We start from the raw sequence: 19,483 nt of genomic DNA on the forward strand, positions 1-19,483 counted from the left end.
AGCATACGGGGACTATCTACGGCGGAAGGTTTTGGTTTGGTCTAAAAGACAAATATGATAAGACTTTCCATCCGTCTTTTGCCGGGAAAGCCGGAGTCATGAAGAATCTATCCCTCTTCCTCATTGCCCTTTGTTTTGTTGGATCTGCCTTGGCGCAGCCTACTTTCCTTCCTCCCGCGGAAGACCGCCGGCTAAAGCTGCCGGCCATATACACGACTGAAAAAATAGTTCTCGACGGGCACCTGGACGAAAAAGCCTGGAAAGCCTCCTCGGTGACGAGCCCTTTTATTACGTGTTTCCCCGATCAGGGCAAGGCCCCAACGGCCGCCACCGAGGTACGGGTGCTCTATGACAGCGTCAATCTGTATATAGGGGCCATATGTCATTTTACCGGGGGGAAACGCCGGTTGCTTGTCCAGGATATGCGCCGGGATTTTAGCAATTTCGAGAACGAGGGATTCAATGTGATGCTGGAGCCTTTTGGGCAATTGAGCATGCCCGTGGCCGCTTTCTGCGTAACACCTTTTGGCACGCAGGCCGATATGATGTTCTACCAGGGAGGTATCATCGACTACGACTGGGATGGCTTATGGCGTGCACATTGCGTCATCGGGGACAGCACATGGACCGCAGAGATCGCTATTCCGTTCGCCACACTGCGTTATCCTGCGGGTTCGAGCGCCTGGCGCATTAATTTTTCCAGGAATATCCGTACGGTAGGAGAACTGAGCGGCTGGTCGCCCTGGCCGATAGCCTATGACGCCTCCCATATGGAATATGCCGGGCTGCTCACGGGGATCAAGCCACCCCAGCCCCAAACCAACATTCGTTTCGAACCCTATGCACTGTTGAAGACTACGGGCAGCGGGGGTTCGCAAACCGTCGGGCAGGCTGCAGGGGGAGAGCTCAAGTGGGCGGTGCGTACCAATACTTCGCTTGAAGCCACAATAAACACCGATTTTGCCCAGGTGGATGTTGACCAACAGGTGATCAACCTTACACGGAGTACCGTTTTCTTCCCGGAAAAGCGACAATTCTTCAAGGAGAACGCAAACCTGTTCGCGCTTGGTCAGGATGCCATGATCCAACCATTCTTCTCCCGGCAGATCGGGCTAAGCGATAGCGGGGCAGTCTTGCCGATAACCGGAGGGTTGCGGCTGGTGCACCAGGACGCTGCGACCTCTGCCGGTTTCCTGCTGATGCGCCAGGGTGGTGATACGACAAATGTTCCGGCCTGGTTTGGCATCGCTCGTTGGCGCCGGGATCTCGGTCATGGCGTTCAGCTTGGCGCCATGAGCGTCAACCGCTACAATGAAGCTGCGCCCGGACAGGCCTCTTCCTGGAACCCTGTTGGCGTACTGGATGGTTTCTGGCGGATGAAACAGACTATGTTCCTGCGCGGTATGGTCTCCGGTTCGGCTGACAATCATACGCGAGACAAAGGCAGCGCCGGGCTGATGGAATACAACTATGCGGACAACCGCTTCTACGCCGACCTGCTGGGCGCATATGCATCCAAGGGGTACAGCACACAGACAGGGTATCTGGAACGCACGGATTTCATCCATCTGCAACCCAATGTGGAAATGTTCCTGACGCCACATTGGCTCCCACACAACGCCACTTTTTTCTATCAGCAAGTCATCGGGAATTTGTTTAAAACCGCCTCTACCGGGCAATTCCAGGAGGCCTCGCTCGCTATCTCGCCGGTAGGTTTCCTGTTCAGGGACCTGTCCTCGATAAACGCCACGATCACCACCTCCTGGGAAAACCTGGACAGCATCTTTTCTCCCGTAACCGATCTGACAATAGGGCCTGGCCGATACCGATATACCCGGTACGAGCTCGATGGTTCTACCAACCAGGGCGCACACTATAGTCTACAGGCCAGGATAAGTACCGGCGGCTACTACAATGGCCGGCTGAACAGCTGGTTCGTGTCGTTGCGTGCAGCCCCCATTCCTCATATAGCCCTGGTGATGAATTATACCCGTAATGATTTCAAAGGGGTAGGGGAAACGAAGGGGCGCGTCACTGATTATCTATTGGCGCCAGAACTGCGGGTAGCGTGGAATCCCAGACTGCAGCTGAGTTCGTATTACCAGTATAACACCGCGGGCAATACGGGCAGCCTCCATCTCCGGTTCTCCTGGGAATACCGGCCGCTCTCCTTTGTGTATTTTGTGTGGAACGATGTCAGGGACATCCAGCCGGTGAAGCCTCCTTCCGCCCCGACCAATCAACAGGCAGGAATAATAAAGCTGTCGTATATACGACAGCTTTAAGATGTAATGAAAGTTATATTTATTTATCGATGGATGGAATAAGCAACGGACAACTCTTCCGTATTCGCCTCGACATAGAAGGATTCGTCCTGGACTACATCCACGTAGCAATGCTCCTTTATCTCTTCAAATCCCTTGTCATCCCGGAAAGCGATGAGCGCCTCTTTATTTATCTCATAGGAGGTGCGGACAAAGGCCGGGAAAGCTTTCTTTAAGAGCTCGGTTACGGCATCCCAGGTAAACTTCCTGTCTTTTGTCAATTTGGGGTTACCCGTCCGGAACCCGATCTTGCCATGAACGAGCGCCAGGCTTTTCCCCTTCCAGTTATCCTTGTATTGCTGGCCATATACCTGGAGCATTTTGACCTGTTCGTCCATGGAGTCCTTCAGCCGGGAGATATCGCCCAGGAATTTGTTGTCAACCTGTTGTTTTTCCTCTTCCATCCTGGACTCGATCAGCTTCAGCTGGGTGTTACACTGTGCAAAGACCGCCATCGCGTGTTCGGCTTCCTCATGGGAAACGCTCGTGATGAGTATCTTTTTTGCTCTCGTAGCCATAGTCTTATTTTTTTTAGGCAGTAGAGTAAAATTAAGACACAGGGGTGCGATATGCTTTCATTTTCCACAATTATTGCACAGCCTGCCGCAATTCTTTTGCAGCCTGCACCATTTCGATGAGCGCTGCCTTTGTCTCCGGCCAGGCACGGGTTTTCAGGCCACAGTCCGGGTTTACCCAAAGCTGGTCTGCTGGAATGACGTCCATGGCTTTTTGCATCAGCTCGGTCATTTCCGTTCTCGATGGAATGCGGGGCGAATGGATGTCATAGACACCCGGACCGATCTCATTGGGGTATTGAAAACCGGCAAAGGCATCGAGCAGTTCCATTTGCGACCGCGAACATTCTATCGTGATGACATCCGCATCCATATCTGCGATGGATTGGATGATATCATTGAATTCGGAGTAGCACATGTGCGTATGTATCTGCGTGGCGTCGTGCACACCGGCGGCGGAAATGCGAAAGGCGCGGACTGCCCACTCCAGGTACGATTGCCAGTTCTCCTTGCGTAAAGGCAGGCCCTCGCGGATGGCAGGCTCGTCGATCTGGATGATGCGGATACAGGCCTTTTCGAGATCGAGCACTTCATCACGGATGGCCAGGGCGATCTGGGTACAGGTCTCGCTTCGGGGCTGGTCATTGCGGACAAACGACCATTGCAGGATCGTCACCGGCCCGGTGAGCATGCCTTTTACCCATTTGTCCGTCAGGGATTGGGCATAAGATGACCAGCGGACCGTCATGGGTGCTGGCCTTGACACATCGCCGTAGATGATCGGGGGCTTGACGCAACGGCTGCCATAGCTTTGTACCCAGCCGTTGCTGGTAAAGACAAATCCTTCCAGCTGTTCGCCGAAATATTCGACCATGTCGTTGCGTTCGAATTCGCCATGTACCAGCACATCGATGCCGATGGACTCCTGCCACTGGATGGCGGTCGCAGTTTCCTTTCCGATGAGCGTGTCGTATTCAGCCGGAGTGATCTCGCCCTTTTTCAGCCGCAACCGGATATTCCGCACTTCGGCAGTCTGGGGAAAAGAGCCAATGGTCGTCGTGGGAAAAGCAGGCAGCCGGAGGGTTTCCCGCTGTGTGATCTTCCGCTGCCGGAAATCGTGCTGGCGCCGGGTATCGCCATCCGTAACAGCCGCCACTCTTTGTTTGACAGCGGGTTTATGAATAAGCGGGGAAGTCCGTCTGCTATTGATGGCTGCTATATTCGCTTTCCACTGCCGATCGGTGTCGGCCGAATATTCGCCTGTGGCAAGCTGCCTGAGCGTGACGACTTCCTGGATCTTTTGTTTGGCGAAAGACAGCCATTGTTTTATTTCCGGCGTCAGTACGGCGTTGTTCGTCTCCCCGTCGAGGTCGCAGGGACTGTGCAGCAGGGAACAGGAAGGGGCGATCAGGAGCCTGTCCCCGCCAATTTTTTCCGCCGCTTTTTTGATGAGATACAAGGACTGCTGGAAATCGTTCTTCCAGATATTACGGCCGTCTACGACTCCCAGGGAAAGCCGGGTCTTGCTATTGACGAAAGAAGTAGCCAGGATATCGTCGAGCTGCGATGGGCAGCGAACCAGATCGAGGTGGATGGTCTGCACGGGAAGGCTGAGGACGGTGGACAGGTTTTGCCCGTAGCATTCGAAATAGCTGGCCAGGATAATGTGCAGCCCGGGAAACCGGCTTTTTATCTCCTGGTAGGTCTTGACAAAGACCTGTTGTTCGGCGGCCGTAAGGTCAAGGGACAGGCAGGGTTCATCGAATTGGATGTAAAAGGCTTTGGCGTCATCCAATTTCTGGAGCAGCTGCAGGTAGACGGGCAACAGCCTGTTGATGAGTTCCAGCCTGTGGAAACCCGGCTGTTTTTCCTTGCCCAGCAGCAGATAGGAGACGGGGCCCAGCACTACGGGTTTGGCCTGGATGCCAGCTTCCCGTGCTTCCAGGTATTCGTTCAGCAATTTGTTGGTGAACAAAGAAAACCTTTGATCGGCGGTGAATTCCGGAACGATATAGTGGTAATTGGTATCAAACCATTTGGTCATTTCCATGGCCTTGACATCGTAGCCGTCTTGCTGATAGCCCCTGGCCATGGCAAATAGCAGATCGATGTCCGGTAGCTGTTGCCGTTGCATCAGGTCGTGATAACGTTCCGGGATGGCTCCTACCATGAGGCTGGTATCCAGCACCTGGTCGTAAAAGGAAAAATCGCCCACCGGGATCAGGTCGATGCCCGCTTCTTTTTGAAGCAGCCAATTTTGGAGGCGGATGCTTTTGCCGGTGGACATCAGCTGATCGGCCGTCAATTTGCCTGCCCAGTACTGTTCGGAAGCTTTTTTGAGTTCACGCCGGCTACCTATCCTCGGGTAGCCCAGGTTGTGTGTTTGCATGTTGTCGCTTTTTAAGTGATGTAATCAATTAAAAGCCCTAGCTATATCGCAGGATGCAAACGCGGGAAGGAACATATGGAAGATGCGGTGGCGAAGATGCAACGGCCCTCACCGGCACGGGTTAATACTCCGGCCCATGGGGTCGCCATCAACTGACCATCTGCTCCAGTCCACGGAAGCATAGTCAATACGGTGCAGGCAGGTCTCCTGGCTTGTAACATTTTTGCCGTCCTTCCCATCCCGGGGGACAGTGGACATCGATGGGCAAAAACCAAGGCGTTACTTACAGTTGCGGGACAGCTTGTGATTTACACACAATTCCCTATTAACCCCGACTTATTCGTGGACCTCCACCGCTTGATGAAGAAATATAGAAAGAACTACGGCGCGAAGATAGGGAACTAATGATTAATTTAAACCTAAATTACTTCCATTCAATGAATATTACACTCCTGGTTGTTGGCCTGCTCATTTTAGCAATCATCATCTTTGCGGTTTACCGGATACAAATTTTCAAATACCAGAACAAAAAAATGAATTCGCTGCGGTTTGAGCGGGTAAAAACGTTATATGGCAAACTGGAAAGGAGAGAGGCAATAACTGCCGAAGAGGTTTTGCCTTATGCGGAGAATCTGCTGACCAGGGAGTCCACCTTTCATCTCTTACGAAATGGCGACCAGCTTCACCTGTTTCCCCACGAATATCTTACGATCATAAAAGGCGCCGAAAGCAAACTTGCGAACTGGCTGGAGTTCCCGACGGAGCTTAATGCCTGTCCGGATGAGATCGAGCACCTAAAGCGCGTAACGATCGATTTTGACGGGCAAAATAATCTTGTTCATTATGAAGTATTCAAATACAGAGTGAACGAGCCTCACTGGGCGGCCAAGGGCGGCTGGATCCTGGGCGTAGTCGGTCCATACTTCGATGACAGCAACCCCTATGATGCTGCCCAGGCGACGTTCAGCAGGGTAGGTAGTACGCTGGATAAGGTTTCGCCAGAGGAAGAAGCGAAATGGGTTCATGAAAATATTTCGATGAGAAGATAAGGATATGCGGCAGCTGCGCTCAGGAATAAAAAAGCCCCTGGCAATGGCTAGGGGCTTGATTTGTTTTGCCGGCAAAACAGTTATCACTCAGGAAAACTGCTTTCTACAAATTCCCAGGTAGTCGCTTCAGTAGCTTTGACCATTATGGCCCCGTTGGAAGTTACTTCGACATTCTTAAGATCATAGAACCCTGACTTAAGATGACGAGGGACCCGTAATCCTTCAATTTTGGCATCCACCGGAATGCTACCACCATCTCCATCTCTTTGGATGTGTAGTACCTGGATCGTCTTCATGGGGCAAAAATACATTACTACCTCACCATGATCCATATCCAGCCTCACCGGCGACAGATTTGCCGTAACGGTGCCGCCATGGGTCATCTTTTCCTCTTCCATTCTTTTCTTAAGAACATTGGGCTGTGAAAATGAGGTAATGGTTACAGGTGAGGATTGCGATTGGCTTGTGGGCTCGTAGACCTTTCCCCCACCGAAAAGGTTTTCGAATGCCGCATACATTTTTTTCATACATTAAACATTTACGAGTTAACCTGAATCACCATGCATGAACAATAGAAATATTTCTATCTCTCCTTACAAAGGACATACAATTCCCGGGCCCGGCTGCATAGAGAAAGGGAATATTTAATTTTTTCTTTGGCTAAAATTTCGTAAATTCTTTCAAGGATGAGCGCAAGCGACGGGATAGTTACTTTTTGATCACCTTCCCTATGGCTACGGTTCCCCCTTGCACAACCCGCACGATGTAAATACCTTGCGCCAGGCCATTAAGATTTGTCAGCCTCAGCACGTTGTCGCCCTTGTTCGCGGTATATTTCCGGCGTATCAGTGTAGCACCCGCCACGTCCTGCAGCAGTACCTCCACGGAGCCGCTGTTGGGAACGGTACAGGTGATCTCCAGGTTATCCCCAAACGGGTTGGGAATGATCCTGCTTAGTTGTGGAGTGATCGCCCCGTTGTCATACGACTTTACCACCACTATGCCGGAGTAGGTATCCCGCCCGTCTTTATCCACCAGTCTCAATCGGTAATACAGGGTGTTTCCTGCAGGCAGGGATACAGGGTCGATATACTGATAAGACAAGGGTGTAGAGCTGTTACCGGCAGCCGCTACCTGGCCGACCTTCATCCAGGCGGAGCCATCGGCGCTTCGCTCGAGCTCAAATCTGTCAAGGTTGGATTCCGTCTCCGTTGTCCAGGAAAGCACCGTCGTTTCGTTCACCCGCCTGCCGGTGAAGGAGCCGAGATTGACGGGCAGCACTACCAACGAACTGGATACCATGTATATCCCTGTCCCACCGGAAAAGCTGGTGACCCCATCGAATTCTACATAGTTGATCCCGTCTGCTGTTGTTCCGTACACCGGAGTAAGGGTAAGATGCGAACCTGTTACATTCGCTGTTGGCGTTGCTGTCAGGTTGCTTGGGCTAAATGGACTGCCTACCGTTTTAAACCACTGGAGATTGCTCATCTTCGTTGCCCCGCTGCTGGTTTTGAAAGCCTGCGCCGCATTTCTTGCCGCTACCGTGTCGGCCGGGTTGTAAAAGAAACGGACGTTGACAGGGCTGGTCAGCGGGGTATGGGTGTATACATTCCAGTAGCGGCCCAGCGCAAAGATGCCCTCTGTTCCCGAGGTGGCGGAATAATATACCGTGCTGGGATTGGAGGTAACGGTCAGGTTGATGGAATCTGCCACAAATGTGGAGTTGGCGCCCGTGCCACCGGGGTCTTGCGCAATACCGAACAGCAGCTTTAATGGATGGGCCGGATCATAATAGTACGTCCAGGGGCTGCCTGGTATACAGGCATACAATGCTTTGGTGGTCGTGTTATTGGTAGAAAGACTGGTCACTGTACTGCTGCAGGCATCGAAACCCAGCGAATAGTACCAATTCTCGTTATAGTTCATCGCCTGCCGGTCGGCATCCGACAACACCGAATTAAATAAGATCGTTTCGGAAAAAGCGCCTGGACCAGCATTATTAAGGGCGTAATCAAACCGGACACCGATATACCCTGTCACCGATGAACTGAAGTTCATTATGCTCGTGGCCGTGGAGCCCACCAAAGTCGTGTTGACATAAGTCAGGCAATTCCCGTTGTTGCGAACCGAATTGATCGACATCAGGGAATTGTTATTGGTCACCGCTCCGCCGGCCGTGATATTGGTGGTTTCGAACTGGACCTGTACCTGGTTCGAAGTCAGCAGTTGCAGGTCCAGTTGGTAGGTGCCTAATCCTTCCGTAATACCAAAGCTAGTGGTTGTGCGGCTCCGGGCTACTTCTATCCGCGTGACTTGCGTGGTCCCGTTCAATGGAGTGAGGGGTCCATAGGACAGAAACGTTACGCTGGATGGGCCGTTGGGGGACGTGTAAATGGAAGGCTGCCCATTGTCCCTGTTGATCACTCCGAGGCTATCGATAGCCGGCTGATTGGCGGCCGTCGTTTGGGTTGCATTGTAGCCGTTACCGCTTTGGTCATACCAAATGGTCACATAGCCGGTACCGCCGCCCACAAAGGTCTTCAGCGTTGCCGTATCGAGGTCCCCCGCTGCCGTGAACCCAATGTCCTTGGTCGTATTGTCGCTGCTGCGCCGCACGTTGATGCACTTCCCTGCATAGGCCGAGCTCAATTGCCGCACGCTGAAGGCGACAAGGGCGGTGGCAGTGGGGTTGCCCGTCTTATCCAGGACATTTCCAGCCAGCAGGAAGTCAGGCGTCAGGAAAAGGCAGAGAACGATGATGGCAATGGCAATGATCCTATCCCGGTAATAGGCACGGTTTCTCAGGGGTTGATCGGTTTTCATCGGATGGGGGTTAAATTGATCACAAGGTAGGTGGATAAAGCAACCTGTGAAATAGTAATACTTTGATGTTACCTAGGCGCCTTTCTATAGATAGGAAATAAAAATACTTCTAATACCTTCCAAGTAGAGGGATTGCCGCTGGAATAAAAATAGTTGGCGCCGGTAGTTATCAAATGCTAACTTAAGGTCGCTAACTGATTGCGTCACATCTAAAACCAGGTAAAATGCCAAGACTACTCATTGCCAGGTATCCAGCAATCCTGCTACTGGCCCTCTCCGCCTTTTCATCCCGCAGCCAGAATATCACGACTCCCAGGATCCCCAGCCCCGGGGCTACGGTGTCACAAAAGATCGGGATCTCTACCGTCACCGTCAATTATTCGAGACCTTCTGTTAAGGGAAGGAAGATATGGGGAGAGTTGGTGCCATATGGCTGGAATAAACAGGGGTTTGGGGCAGGCAATGAAGCTCCCTGGCGGGCAGGCGCCAATGAGAATACGGTGATCCATTTGTCTCATCAGGCCACCATAGAAGGCCATTCGGTTCCCTCAGGTGACTACGGTCTCTTTTTTGTCATCAACCAGGATAATACCGGGGAGGTTATCCTGTCGAAAGACAGCAGATCGTGGGGTAGCTTCTGGTATGACCCGCAGCAAGATGAGATGAGGGCAAAAATAACGTTACGATCCGTCCCCATGACTGAGCTGCTGACGTATGATTTCCAGAATATTACTAAGAATTCCGCCGAGCTGGCGCTCAGCTGGGAAAAGATGCAGTTTCCTGTAAAGATCGAATTTGACGTTGATAATATCGTAATGGCCAATGCCGCCGAAGAGTTGAAAGGCCCCACCGGCTTTGGCTGGCAGGGATATGCCAGCGCGGCTGATTATGCCGTTCAGAACAAACTCAATTACGATAAGGCGCTCGTATGGATCGATCAGGCTATCGCCATAAATTCCAATTTTACTACTTTAAAGATCAAATCAGATCTGCTGAAAGCAACGGGTAAAACGACAGAGTCGGAGAGTCTGATGAAAGATGCTATCGCCGTCTCCACGGAAAACGAGCTCAACCTTTACGGGTATCAGCTGCTTGGCAACAACCAGCAAGATAAGGCGATAGAGATGTTTATCCTCAATACGCAGCGCCATCCGAAAAGCGCCAACGTGTTCGACAGTCTTGGCGAAGGCTATGCCATCAAGGGCGATAAGAAGAATGCGATCATCAATTTTAAGAAATCGCTAAGCATGAACCCTCCCGCCGCTACAAGGGCGAATTCTGAAAAATATCTAAAGCAGTTGGGAGAGATGTAGGGCCCGGTTTATTGGCTCACCAGCCGGTAATGATCCATCACGACCCAATGCTTTAGTGTGGTGATCTTGAATTGATCGCCTTTGGGAGTCACGTGCACCAGCTTCAGCTCCCGGAACTTCTTGTCATTATCCATGAACCCGATGACACAGGAATACTTTGTTTCTCCTTTCTGCAGCACAGGCTGCGGCTCCGTGCCAAGATCGGGAAGCTTGATGGTATCCGTGCCCGGCAACCCTTCGTATTCCACATCGGCGCGGTAGTACATCGTTTTGGATGTCTGATAAAGCCGGACCACAAAATCTCCGAGGATATGCCCGGTCTTTTCGCGATATTCTCCTACCGGATCTTTTTTCACCTGGGCCCGGAACTCCGGATTACTCTTTGGTGGCGGCAGCTTGGGGTTGGATGGATCGACGAGAAACGTGTCATTACCGGGAGTCCTTTGATCACCGGCGGAAGAATGGCAGGAAGCGAAGAATAGAACGGGGGACAGAACAAAGAGGAAGATAGGTCTTTTCATATCAGCTCGAAAGATAGGGCTTTTTTCCATATTTTTCCTGATATGTACGAGGTGTCATTGCTACATACCGCTTGAAGATCTTTCTGAAATAATCGACGTCCTCATATCCGCAGCGCGAGGCAACCTGTACGATCCCCTCCTTCCTGCTTTCCAGCATTTTTTTTGCCGCCTCTATCCGGACACGCTGCAGGTATTCCAATGGCGTATTGGTCGTAGCCTGCTCGAACCGCCGGATAAAATTGCGCACACTCATATTGCTGCGGCTTGCAAGGGTTTCCAGCGTGAGGGGCTGCCGGTAATTTTTTTCTATATACTGCTGCGCAATTGAAATGATCTCATCCGCATGGTTGTGCTGGAACTGGAATATGGAAAAACTGCTTTGCGGCTTGTCGTGTACGTTTATCATCAGCACCTTCGATGCAATTATGGCTTCCTGGTGTCCGCATAATTTCTCGATGAGGTATATCATAAAGCTGGTGAAGCTAAAGGCCCCGCCGCAGGAATACAATCTGCCCTGATCGACGATCACTTTCTCATCCTCCAGATCGACATAAGGGAAATGTTTACGGAATTCATTGGCGAAGAGCCAATTGGTAGTTGCTTTCTTCCCTGTCAGCAGCCCGGTGGAAGCCAGAAAGAATGTACCTATGCAAATGCTGGCCAGTTCGGCGCCTTGTGCATATTGACGCTGTAGCCATTTTATCAGTGTCTGTTCACGCTCCAGCACTACCTGCATCTTTTCAAAACGCATGGCCGGAATAATGATAAGATCATATACCTCTTTCGGGGCCAATTTCTTTTGTTTTCCCGCATCGATGGGTGTAGCATATAACGCTTTATCGGAAGAAGAAATAAAATCGACCTGGATAGGCATCTTCATTGGAGTTCCGGTGAGCAACGGGTACAGCCGATTCATTCCGTGCCAGATATCTGCCGGGCCATTTACGCAGGTTGGATTGGCATATTCATAATTCAAAACAGCTATACGCATAGGCAGGCTACAATTATACGTACAATTTACACCCAAACTTCGAGATGGCAAGATCGTCCTGCTTTATTGTCATTTTTGCCCAAATCAACCGGGAGGTATTCGATCTACCTTTGGTGTAGAAAAAAATAACACCATGAAGAAACTAGATTTTACCACAACCATCGTGGTAGACCAGACCCCGAAGGAAGCCTTCGAGGCTATAAACAATGTCCGTGGATGGTGGTCGGGAGAAATTGAAGGACTTACGGGCAAAGTGGGTGACGAATTTACCTACCGTTACAAAGATCTCCATTACAGCAAGCAGCGTTTGGCGGAGCTAATTCCGGGCAAAAGGGTCGTATGGCAGGTGATAGAAAGCTCCATCAATTTCGTGCAGGATAAAAATGAATGGATGGATACAAAGATCATCTTTGATATCGCTGTAAAGGATGACAAGACCCAGATCCGCTTCACCCATGAAGGGTTGATCCCGCAACAGGAGTGTTTTGAGGCCTGTTCCAATGCATGGACCGGTTATATAACCGATAGCCTGCGGAACTTCATTTCCGCCAGCCGTACGAAGGATCAGGATTTCAAAGCCGTCTTTCTGGTAGACCAAACGCCACAGGAAGCTTTTGATGCCATCAATAATGTCCGTGGCTGGTGGTCCGAGAATATAGAAGGAAGCACGGACAAGCCTGGCAGCGAATTCAAATACCATTATGAAGACGTCCATCGCTGCGAGATAAGGATCATTGTGCTTATTCCTGCACGAAAGGTGGTTTGGCTGGTTATGGACAATTATTTCAAGTTCGTTGAAGACCAAAGCGAGTGGAAAAACACGATGATCATTTTCGACATCGCTAAAAAGGATGGTCAGACTGAAGTTCGCTTCACTCATCAGGGGCTGGTTCCCCAATTCGAATGCTACAACGTCTGCAATGACGCATGGACCTATTTTGTTCGCACCAGCCTGCGCAGCCTCATCGCAACCGGCAAAGGAGGCCCTACGCGCAAGGACGAGAAGGAAACTCGCTCCTTATCGGTCTAAAAAAAGCACACTAAAAATTAAGTATATGAAAATCGAGAACAAGATTCTCCTTGTCACCGGGGCCAACCGTGGAATAGGGCGCGCCCTGGTCGAAGAGGCGCTGAAGAGAGGCGCGCAGCGGGTGTATGCCGGTACTCGCACACCTATGACACACCCTGATCCCCGGGTTGTACCCCTGATGCTGGATGTGACAAACGCGGAACAGATCGGGCAGGCCGTCGCGCAGGTCGGATCGCTTGACATCCTGATCAACAACGCCGGCGTGGCGCATTACGACGACCTGAGTGACCGCTCTATGCTCGACCGTCATTTCGCCGTCAACCTTTTCGGCCCTTACGACCTGACCCAGGCTTTTCTGCCTGCCCTCACCCGGTCTCAAGGTGCGATCGTCAACAACTTGTCGATAGTGGCCCTTGCTGCTTTGCCGATTATTTCTTCCTACTCGGTCTCGAAAGCGGCAGCCTTCTCGCTGACCCAATCGCTGCGTGCCTATCTGGCCGGCCGGGGTGTGAAGGTGCATGCGGTTCTTACCGGTCCCGTCGATACCGACATGAACCGGGGGCTCGAAATACCTAAAATCTCCCCGGAATCAGCCGCATCCGCCATTTATGATGGCGTAGAGAAGGAAGAGGAAGATATCTTCCCCGATCCCATCTCAGCGTCCATGGCCGAGAGCTGGCGTGGTAGTGCAATGAAGGCGATGGAGCGGCAGAATGCGGCGATCGTAGCCGGGCAGCCTGCCTAGGGAGGTTCAGACCTCAGTTATTGCGTTTGTTTTCGATGCCTTCCAATTTTTGCAGGAATAGCGTCCGGGCCGCATCGTCCAGGTAAATCTCTTTTGACAGGATATAGTTCGAACGGCTGAAGACATTTCCGCCGGAGCCGGATGCCGAGACGTCCACAGCCAGGAGTTTCCAGCCCTGTTGTTCCAACCAAAGAAGGATAACGTTGCCGTCCCGCATATGGAATTTTTTACGCGGATTGACCAGTAGGTTTGCCGTGATGCTGTCGGGCAGCAATTCCGCAAGATGACCATAATTGACACCGCCGTTGTCGATCCAGCAGTTGATAACGGTATTGGGGGTCTGAGAGTGGGAGGTTAAAGTTGCGCCAACCAGGACAAGGATAAGAAGGGTGTTTCTCATTTTTTGATTTTAAAGCTAATCAAGAAATGCGATTGGCCTAAATTAAAAGTCGATTAATTAACAGGTAGTTTACTGCGGCGTGCTCTTCAGCTGGATCGTAAGAACGCAGTATTTGATCATCTGGGTCGCCTGAGCATTGGTGTTTATGTCGGTGGCATGAATCACCTGGTTGATCAGGGTAGTTTGATTGTTGGTCACTGTCACCGGGAGTACAAGGCGCGACAATTGGCTTATCTGGGAGTTCATCGCCGTATTGGCCATATCCTGTATCTTTTTGATGCTGGTGGCCGTACCGGCGTCCATTCCACCGCCTCCGCCGGCAAATTGCTGCTTAATTGCCGCGGCCTGCTGCTTTAATTTGGCGATCATGTCCTGCATTTGCGCCGAATTGGCAGAGGCATTCGATTTAATGTTCTGCGCCTGTTTCATCACCGTATTGGGATCGATGAAATAGCCGTCGACGCCATTGATGCCGCTGGCAGGGGGTGGACCGCCGCAAGGGTCTACCCACGTACCGGCCTTCGCGGGCCTGGCACTGAACCGGGCCAGGGTTAGGGTATCTGCCGCGCCTTTGCATAAGTCAATATTCAGTACGGGCTGCGGGCTTATATAGGTATATGTGCCGGTATATTGTGGGCTGCACTTTTGGAGGCTCATCCGGTTTTCCTCGAGGTGCATGGAGATCACGTTCTCCCCTTCATCCAGGACGAACCGGATGCAGCTGATTGAGTCCATCTCTGCCACTATTCTGGCTTTCCCTATCAGGTGCGTGGTATACGTCCCATGCCCCTGGAAGTCCAGCCCAGCGTTAAGGTCGAGGCTTAGCGTGAAATGCGTAGCAGCATTTACCTGTTGCAACACATTGTCATTTGCGTCGCCGCCCAGCAACTGTATTTCTTTAGCAATCTCGTACAGCACGGGTATACTGGCGAGATAAGACCAATAATGTTTCGACAGCAGGTTGTCTGCCATTTTGCTAAATAGCTTCTGATCCAGGGCGCGGCACCGCTCAAAATTATTTTGCCCGGATACGCTCCCAAAACCCCCGATTTGCTCGCACTTGCGATAGGCCTCCAGGTTCACCAGGATGGCAGGGTAGATGGCATTATAATCGTTGCTTTTATCGACATCATCCAGCAACTGGTCTGCTTTATTGAGCATCCGTTGAACAAGAAAGACCACGTCTTCTACCATTACACTAAAGCTCAGGTATTCGCAGGGACCATTCTTACTGGGATCATTCCTATGATGTTGCCAGAGGCTGTCGATGGTTGGCTGAATATCGGGACCCTGGTCCGCCCAAGGGTTGTCCCTGCCGATCCGCTGTAGGTTTTTCATAATGGCCAGCGCCTTGGTAACCAGGTCCTGTTCGGGTACAAAGAAGGTGGGAACATAGGCCTGGCTGGCCGCCACGAATGTCTTTTGTGCGTCATGCTGGCAGCCCCAGCAATTGAAATAGTCGGCCTTGGGCGGGTCGGGATAATCAAAATGTTCATGTTTCATTCCCCGGTGGGCCTTGCAAAATTGGTCCACCGCATCATAATCCGACTTCACCGTCTCGCAATAATTCGCCAGGCTTCCGACAAACCGGGAAAGTGGGGTGGGGGAAGCGGAGTTGGATGAAGAGCCATCAGGCAGCTTCAGGCGTTGAAACCAGGCCTTGGCCGAATCGATTTGCTCCTTGGTAAACGTATATAGCCGATACTGGCCTAACCCTTCGCTGCTGATCTGCTGCTTGAGGTTGTTCAATGCGTCGTCCCCCGCGTTAAGCCCCTGGTCGATCTGCTGGTTAAACTTTTGTCCATCGGGTGACTGAATGGACGTGCTTCCATCCGGCTGGACGGTTACGGTGGCGCCTGCCGCTCCGCCGGTGATATAATTGCTGTCGGCTTTAAAGACGGTTTTGGATTGCCAGGTGCCGACGAACCACATCAGGGTATCTTTTTTTGCCAGTTGGTTTGGCTGTGAGAAGACACCCGTGCTCCAAAGCAGGAGGCAGACGAAAGGCGCATAGCGGTTGACACCGGTGGGTTTCATGCTCGATATTTTATTCAATTGGAAAGTGCTTGCGTGATCAGGCTCCAGTCTGCAGTATCCACCCAGTTGCGGATGAAGTCATTATCGCCGATGATCTCGATGTCGATATTCTCGATATAGGGCGTACCGACAGGATGCCTGAATTGGTAACGAGCGGTCTGCTCCTTTGCACATTGCGCCGGGTCCCAGGCGCCGAACAACAGGTGATAACTACCGACGACGACCCTATCCACATTGCCGTGATTGGACAGGCAGCTATACGTACATCCTTTCACGGATAAGGGAACATTCGGCTGCCGCCGATTCGTGGGTTGCAGGTTCACCGTTGCCATATTGAGGTTGGCATACAGTTCGAAGTGTGACAGGGCCTTGATCTTTGCGTCTAAGATTCTGGCACTGTCGTATTGCTGTGTTTTATAAAACTCCTGATCCTTGTCTACCAGCGGCCGGATGAGTTTTTCATAAGATGGCGTCCCCGCTTTGATCTCATAAACCCTTTCGAAATTATTGTTCAGGTTCATCGGGGCGCCGGCTTGCCAGTAGTTGACGATCGCTTTCGGGTCATAATAATCGCGCCGGAGTATCCAGTCCGAACTGTTGAGCTTGTTGAATATGGTCTTTACAGCGAACATGACCTTATCCAATGCCTGCTGCTGCGCGGCATTCGGCGGACCGGGAGCGGGAGTCTGTTGAGCGGGGGCCTCTGGCGCGCAGCTGAACAGGAGCACCGGCAACAGCAGGATGCGAATGATAGCATTACCCATGGCTATTCTATTTTAAAATGATCCGCTGCCGCTGACAGTGACATCGGTGGTCGTACTGCCCGGGGTATGGGTGGTGCAGGTAAAAGTAAAGCTGTTAGCTCCTGTCTTGGTCAGCGTGCCGCCTGCGTTGGTCACGCTCCAGTCTACGAGGTTGCTTCCGGTGATATGGATATATTCGCCGAGGATATAGCCCGTATAGGTCACCGTATTATTGTTGCCTATCCTGACGGCGGTGCTGTCACCATTGACGAAGCTAACGCTCCCGGAGGATTGAGTCGGCATGTTGAGAAAGTAGAAAGCCACCGAATCCGTCCCATTGATCGCGATGAGGGAGACGCCGGGCACGACCGCCAGGGGATTCCTGGAGACCGTGTCTGGAATTTGGGTGCAGGTGACATTGCTATATGCCGTTGAGTTGACGGTGAGGGTGCCTTTCCCGGTAGCCGGCGTGTTATTGCCGTTGTTTGATTTTTGACAGGCCAGCAAGAGGATGGTTACGCCCAGGGTCACAAAGGACATACAGTACATTTTAGTACGCATAGTGGTATAAATTATGGTGAGGGTTTAGTTGCAGGGCTTCGACGGGATCACATCCGAACGAACTCAACGCGCCGGTTGTTGGCTTTCCCTTCCAGCGTGCTGTTGTCGGACATGGGCTTGGTGTCCCCAAAGCCTTTGGAGGTTAGCCGGGAAGCGTCGATACCCATACTGATGAGCTGGGTCTTCACCGCATCCGCGCGTTGCTGGGATAGCGTCAGGTTATGGGCTGCCGTCCCGGAATTATCGGTGTGGCCGTCCACTTCGAATTTGAGGTCGGGGTTGTCCTGTAGAACATGCACGACCATATTAAGGGTGCCCATGCTCTCCGGTTTGATAGTTGCTTTGTCGACGTCGAAATTGATGCCGTGCGTAACGATCTTGGCATCGGTAAATTTCTGTCCCAGCATATACATCTGCACGCCGTCGGCTATTTTGAGATCCTTGAAGATGATGGGTTTGTTCTGATCGCCGATGCCGTCTATTTCAATAGTGGCCGGCTTTAACCCGCCGCAATGGGGTACTGTCAGCGCCCGGTATTTATCTACATATACCTTCATCTGGTCATTTTTATAGGCAATGGCCACATGATGCCACTTGCCGCCGAAATTCCGGCCGGCAATATCCGCCGGGAGGCTGGCGCTCAGCTTTTGGGTATTACCTCTTTGCCAAATCGCCTCGTCAGCAGTCACCTGCGCCGACAAATAATTTTGGCCGTCCGCAGCGACCATCTCTATAATGAGCCCAAAGGCATAGTTGCCATAGAGATCGTACTCTATAGAGAAATTATCCGTGAGATAGGATTTTGTCTTCATCAAGGGGAGCACCACACAATAGTTTCCGTCCGTCATGAAAAAAGCCTTATCGCTCCCCTGCATGTTGAGCGTGGCCTGGCCCTTCCTGAGATCCCAATGCGAGGGGAATTCGCCGGACTGGTCGTCTGCAAACTGGTCTTCGAAGAGGATAGTATTGCCCGGCACAAAATCATAGTTCTGGTAAGAGGTCAATGAGGCCTGGGCGCCGGCAGATGCGTCGGCCGCTGACGTTGTTGAAGACCCCGTGCCTGTGGCCCCGGTGGGTGTCGCGACAGTTTTTTGGGTGGTATCGGCCGCATTTTTCTTTTTCTTTTTGAATAGCCCTTTTAGTGAATTGTCGACCTTGTTCAGTCCATTGTTGATGGAATTATTCACGTCGTTGTTGGCATGGTTGGAGGCGTCCTGTTTGGCGACGTTGCCGGGGTTGTTCACCTGGCTCAGGGCTCTTTCGGTATGAATGATGAATAGGGGAGTGATAGCTATGACCAGCAAATGCTTAAGCATAACAATTAATTTTAACAAAGGAACAACGAAAGGCCTGACGGGTCAATGGGACAAATGTCCCATATTCAAGCTCCCTGTTTTCCTTTCTGGTCATGCAATATCTTGGCTACTGCCTGGGATTTGGAGTGAACGTGCAGCTTCTCATAAATGCTGGAGATATGTTTGCGAACAGTGTGGACGCTCAGGAAATATTTGTCGGCAATTTTTTTATAGCTGAGGCCGTCGACCAGGGAGAAAAGGATCTCTTTTTCGCGGGAGGTGAGTTGGAAATTGTCTTTTTTGGGCGCCTCTGACTGGAAGTACTGTATGACTTTACGAGCCACCGAGGGGCTCATGGGCGAGCCGCCGTTGTACAGTTCAAGTATGGCCTCGATGATCTCATTGGGGGGTGTTTTCTTCAGCAGGTAACCGTCCGCGCCTTCCCTGATCGCCTCGAATATCTTGTCGTCGTTCTCGAACACCGTCAGCATCATGATCTGTATGCTTTCGAAATTATTTTTTACGGTGCGTACACCTTCGATACCCGAAATATCCGGCAGCCCGATATCCATAATAATGATATCAGGCCTGGCCTTCCGCATCTCGTGCACCACGTTCTGGAGGCTGCCCAGGGAAGCCACGCAACGCATGGATTCCGTGTGCGCGAAGAGCTTTTCCAGGCTTTCCCGGAGGGTTTGATTGTCGTCGATGATGGCAATCCTGATCATTCCGCGAATTTAACTG

General features: G+C 51.5%; 17 protein-coding genes and 1 riboswitch. Of the genes, 5 read left to right on the forward strand and 12 right to left on the reverse strand.

Annotation, left to right across the window (positions count from 1 at the left end; translation table 11 throughout):
- Nucleotides 1-98 precede the first annotated feature (98 nt).
- On the forward strand, nt 99-2,285 hold the full coding sequence (locus tag IEY39_RS02335) for a carbohydrate binding family 9 domain-containing protein (RefSeq protein WP_188928126.1): 2,187 nt from the start codon (nt 99-101) through the stop codon (nt 2,283-2,285).
- A 23-nt stretch (nt 2,286-2,308) separates the two neighbouring features.
- Here IEY39_RS02335 and IEY39_RS02340 read toward each other — a convergent pair whose 3' ends face one another.
- Together IEY39_RS02340 and metE are read right to left on the reverse strand one after the other, a co-directional pair.
- A complete protein-coding gene (locus tag IEY39_RS02340) occupies nt 2,309-2,842 on the reverse strand; it encodes a host-nuclease inhibitor Gam family protein (RefSeq protein WP_188928128.1) in 534 nt (177 codons plus the stop codon).
- A gap of 70 nt (nt 2,843-2,912) precedes the next feature.
- Nucleotides 2,913-5,228, reverse strand: coding sequence for a 5-methyltetrahydropteroyltriglutamate--homocysteine S-methyltransferase (metE, locus tag IEY39_RS02345; protein ID WP_188928130.1), 2,316 nt, complete (start codon nt 5,226-5,228; stop codon nt 2,913-2,915).
- A 180-nt stretch (nt 5,229-5,408) separates the two neighbouring features.
- A riboswitch (cobalamin riboswitch) is annotated at nt 5,409-5,595 on the reverse strand.
- 70 nt (nt 5,596-5,665) lie between these two features.
- Between metE and IEY39_RS02350 the strand changes: the two genes are divergently transcribed.
- Complete coding sequence (locus IEY39_RS02350; protein ID WP_188928132.1) at nt 5,666-6,277, forward strand: hypothetical protein; 612 nt, start codon at nt 5,666-5,668, stop codon at nt 6,275-6,277.
- Between the two features lie 83 nt (nt 6,278-6,360).
- Here IEY39_RS02350 and IEY39_RS02355 read toward each other — a convergent pair whose 3' ends face one another.
- Together IEY39_RS02355 and IEY39_RS02360 are read right to left on the reverse strand one after the other, a co-directional pair.
- Nucleotides 6,361-6,804, reverse strand: coding sequence for a hypothetical protein (locus IEY39_RS02355; protein ID WP_188928134.1), 444 nt, complete (start codon nt 6,802-6,804; stop codon nt 6,361-6,363).
- A 181-nt stretch (nt 6,805-6,985) separates the two neighbouring features.
- Entirely contained in the window at nt 6,986-9,103 is a 2,118-nt protein-coding gene (locus IEY39_RS02360; RefSeq protein WP_188928136.1) for a T9SS type A sorting domain-containing protein, read from the reverse strand.
- A gap of 224 nt (nt 9,104-9,327) precedes the next feature.
- On the opposite strand from IEY39_RS02360, the gene IEY39_RS02365 reads away from it, so the two are divergent.
- The gene (locus tag IEY39_RS02365; protein ID WP_188928138.1) at nt 9,328-10,416 is read left to right on the forward strand and encodes a DUF2911 domain-containing protein; all 1,089 of its coding nucleotides are present in this window, start codon (nt 9,328-9,330) and stop codon (nt 10,414-10,416) included.
- Nucleotides 10,417-10,424: 8 nt separating this feature from the next.
- Here the strand turns inward: IEY39_RS02365 and IEY39_RS02370 are convergent, their stop codons facing one another.
- Nucleotides 10,425-10,937: a hypothetical protein gene (locus IEY39_RS02370; RefSeq protein ID WP_188928139.1), complete on the reverse strand. Its 513-nt coding sequence runs from the start codon at nt 10,935-10,937 to the stop codon at nt 10,425-10,427.
- A 1-nt stretch (nt 10,938) separates the two neighbouring features.
- Entirely contained in the window at nt 10,939-11,853 is a 915-nt protein-coding gene (locus IEY39_RS02375; RefSeq protein WP_188928141.1) for a GlxA family transcriptional regulator, read from the reverse strand.
- Nucleotides 11,854-12,061: 208 nt separating this feature from the next.
- Here IEY39_RS02375 and IEY39_RS29690 point away from each other — a divergent pair, with 208 nt between their 5' ends.
- Together IEY39_RS29690 and IEY39_RS02390 are read left to right on the forward strand one after the other, a co-directional pair.
- A complete protein-coding gene (locus IEY39_RS29690; protein WP_229688734.1) occupies nt 12,062-12,958 on the forward strand; it encodes an SRPBCC family protein in 897 nt (298 codons plus the stop codon).
- Nucleotides 12,959-12,983: 25 nt separating this feature from the next.
- A complete protein-coding gene (locus tag IEY39_RS02390; protein WP_188928143.1) occupies nt 12,984-13,703 on the forward strand; it encodes an SDR family NAD(P)-dependent oxidoreductase in 720 nt (239 codons plus the stop codon).
- 13 nt (nt 13,704-13,716) lie between these two features.
- Here the strand turns inward: IEY39_RS02390 and IEY39_RS02395 are convergent, their stop codons facing one another.
- From IEY39_RS02395 to IEY39_RS02420, 6 genes are all read right to left on the reverse strand, one after another.
- Nucleotides 13,717-14,103, reverse strand: coding sequence for a hypothetical protein (locus IEY39_RS02395; RefSeq protein ID WP_188928145.1), 387 nt, complete (start codon nt 14,101-14,103; stop codon nt 13,717-13,719).
- Nucleotides 14,104-14,172: 69 nt separating this feature from the next.
- Nucleotides 14,173-16,140: a hypothetical protein gene (locus tag IEY39_RS02400; RefSeq protein ID WP_188928147.1), complete on the reverse strand. Its 1,968-nt coding sequence runs from the start codon at nt 16,138-16,140 to the stop codon at nt 14,173-14,175.
- A gap of 14 nt (nt 16,141-16,154) precedes the next feature.
- A complete protein-coding gene (locus IEY39_RS02405) occupies nt 16,155-16,904 on the reverse strand; it encodes a hypothetical protein (protein WP_188928149.1) in 750 nt (249 codons plus the stop codon).
- A gap of 12 nt (nt 16,905-16,916) precedes the next feature.
- Entirely contained in the window at nt 16,917-17,423 is a 507-nt protein-coding gene (locus tag IEY39_RS02410; RefSeq protein ID WP_188928151.1) for a hypothetical protein, read from the reverse strand.
- A gap of 68 nt (nt 17,424-17,491) precedes the next feature.
- Nucleotides 17,492-18,760, reverse strand: coding sequence for an OmpA family protein (locus IEY39_RS02415; RefSeq protein ID WP_188928153.1), 1,269 nt, complete (start codon nt 18,758-18,760; stop codon nt 17,492-17,494).
- 65 nt (nt 18,761-18,825) lie between these two features.
- The gene (locus tag IEY39_RS02420; RefSeq protein ID WP_188928155.1) at nt 18,826-19,467 is read right to left on the reverse strand and encodes a response regulator transcription factor; all 642 of its coding nucleotides are present in this window, start codon (nt 19,465-19,467) and stop codon (nt 18,826-18,828) included.
- Nucleotides 19,468-19,483: the final 16 nt, after the last annotated feature.

Source organism: Puia dinghuensis, assembly GCF_014642875.1.
Lineage (GTDB): Bacteria > Bacteroidota > Bacteroidia > Chitinophagales > Chitinophagaceae > Puia > Puia dinghuensis.

What these genes read in the sequence shown, in the direction of transcription:
- IEY39_RS02335 (WP_188928126.1), top strand. Translation starts at nt 99, where the DNA reads ATGAAGAATCTATCCCTCTTCCTCATTGCCCTTTGTTTTGTTGGATCT.
- IEY39_RS02340 (WP_188928128.1), bottom strand. Translation starts at nt 2,842, where the DNA reads ATGGCTACGAGAGCAAAAAAGATACTCATCACGAGCGTTTCCCATGAG.
- metE (WP_188928130.1), bottom strand. Translation starts at nt 5,228, where the DNA reads ATGCAAACACACAACCTGGGCTACCCGAGGATAGGTAGCCGGCGTGAA.
- IEY39_RS02350 (WP_188928132.1), top strand. Translation starts at nt 5,666, where the DNA reads ATGAATATTACACTCCTGGTTGTTGGCCTGCTCATTTTAGCAATCATC.
- IEY39_RS02355 (WP_188928134.1), bottom strand. Translation starts at nt 6,804, where the DNA reads ATGAAAAAAATGTATGCGGCATTCGAAAACCTTTTCGGTGGGGGAAAG.
- IEY39_RS02360 (WP_188928136.1), bottom strand. Translation starts at nt 9,103, where the DNA reads ATGAAAACCGATCAACCCCTGAGAAACCGTGCCTATTACCGGGATAGG.
- IEY39_RS02365 (WP_188928138.1), top strand. Translation starts at nt 9,328, where the DNA reads ATGCCAAGACTACTCATTGCCAGGTATCCAGCAATCCTGCTACTGGCC.
- IEY39_RS02370 (WP_188928139.1), bottom strand. Translation starts at nt 10,937, where the DNA reads ATGAAAAGACCTATCTTCCTCTTTGTTCTGTCCCCCGTTCTATTCTTC.
- IEY39_RS02375 (WP_188928141.1), bottom strand. Translation starts at nt 11,853, where the DNA reads ATGAATCGGCTGTACCCGTTGCTCACCGGAACTCCAATGAAGATGCCT.
- IEY39_RS29690 (WP_229688734.1), top strand. Translation starts at nt 12,062, where the DNA reads ATGAAGAAACTAGATTTTACCACAACCATCGTGGTAGACCAGACCCCG.
- IEY39_RS02390 (WP_188928143.1), top strand. Translation starts at nt 12,984, where the DNA reads ATGAAAATCGAGAACAAGATTCTCCTTGTCACCGGGGCCAACCGTGGA.
- IEY39_RS02395 (WP_188928145.1), bottom strand. Translation starts at nt 14,103, where the DNA reads ATGAGAAACACCCTTCTTATCCTTGTCCTGGTTGGCGCAACTTTAACC.
- IEY39_RS02400 (WP_188928147.1), bottom strand. Translation starts at nt 16,140, where the DNA reads ATGAAACCCACCGGTGTCAACCGCTATGCGCCTTTCGTCTGCCTCCTG.
- IEY39_RS02405 (WP_188928149.1), bottom strand. Translation starts at nt 16,904, where the DNA reads ATGGGTAATGCTATCATTCGCATCCTGCTGTTGCCGGTGCTCCTGTTC.
- IEY39_RS02410 (WP_188928151.1), bottom strand. Translation starts at nt 17,423, where the DNA reads ATGTCCTTTGTGACCCTGGGCGTAACCATCCTCTTGCTGGCCTGTCAA.
- IEY39_RS02415 (WP_188928153.1), bottom strand. Translation starts at nt 18,760, where the DNA reads ATGCTTAAGCATTTGCTGGTCATAGCTATCACTCCCCTATTCATCATT.
- IEY39_RS02420 (WP_188928155.1), bottom strand. Translation starts at nt 19,467, where the DNA reads ATGATCAGGATTGCCATCATCGACGACAATCAAACCCTCCGGGAAAGC.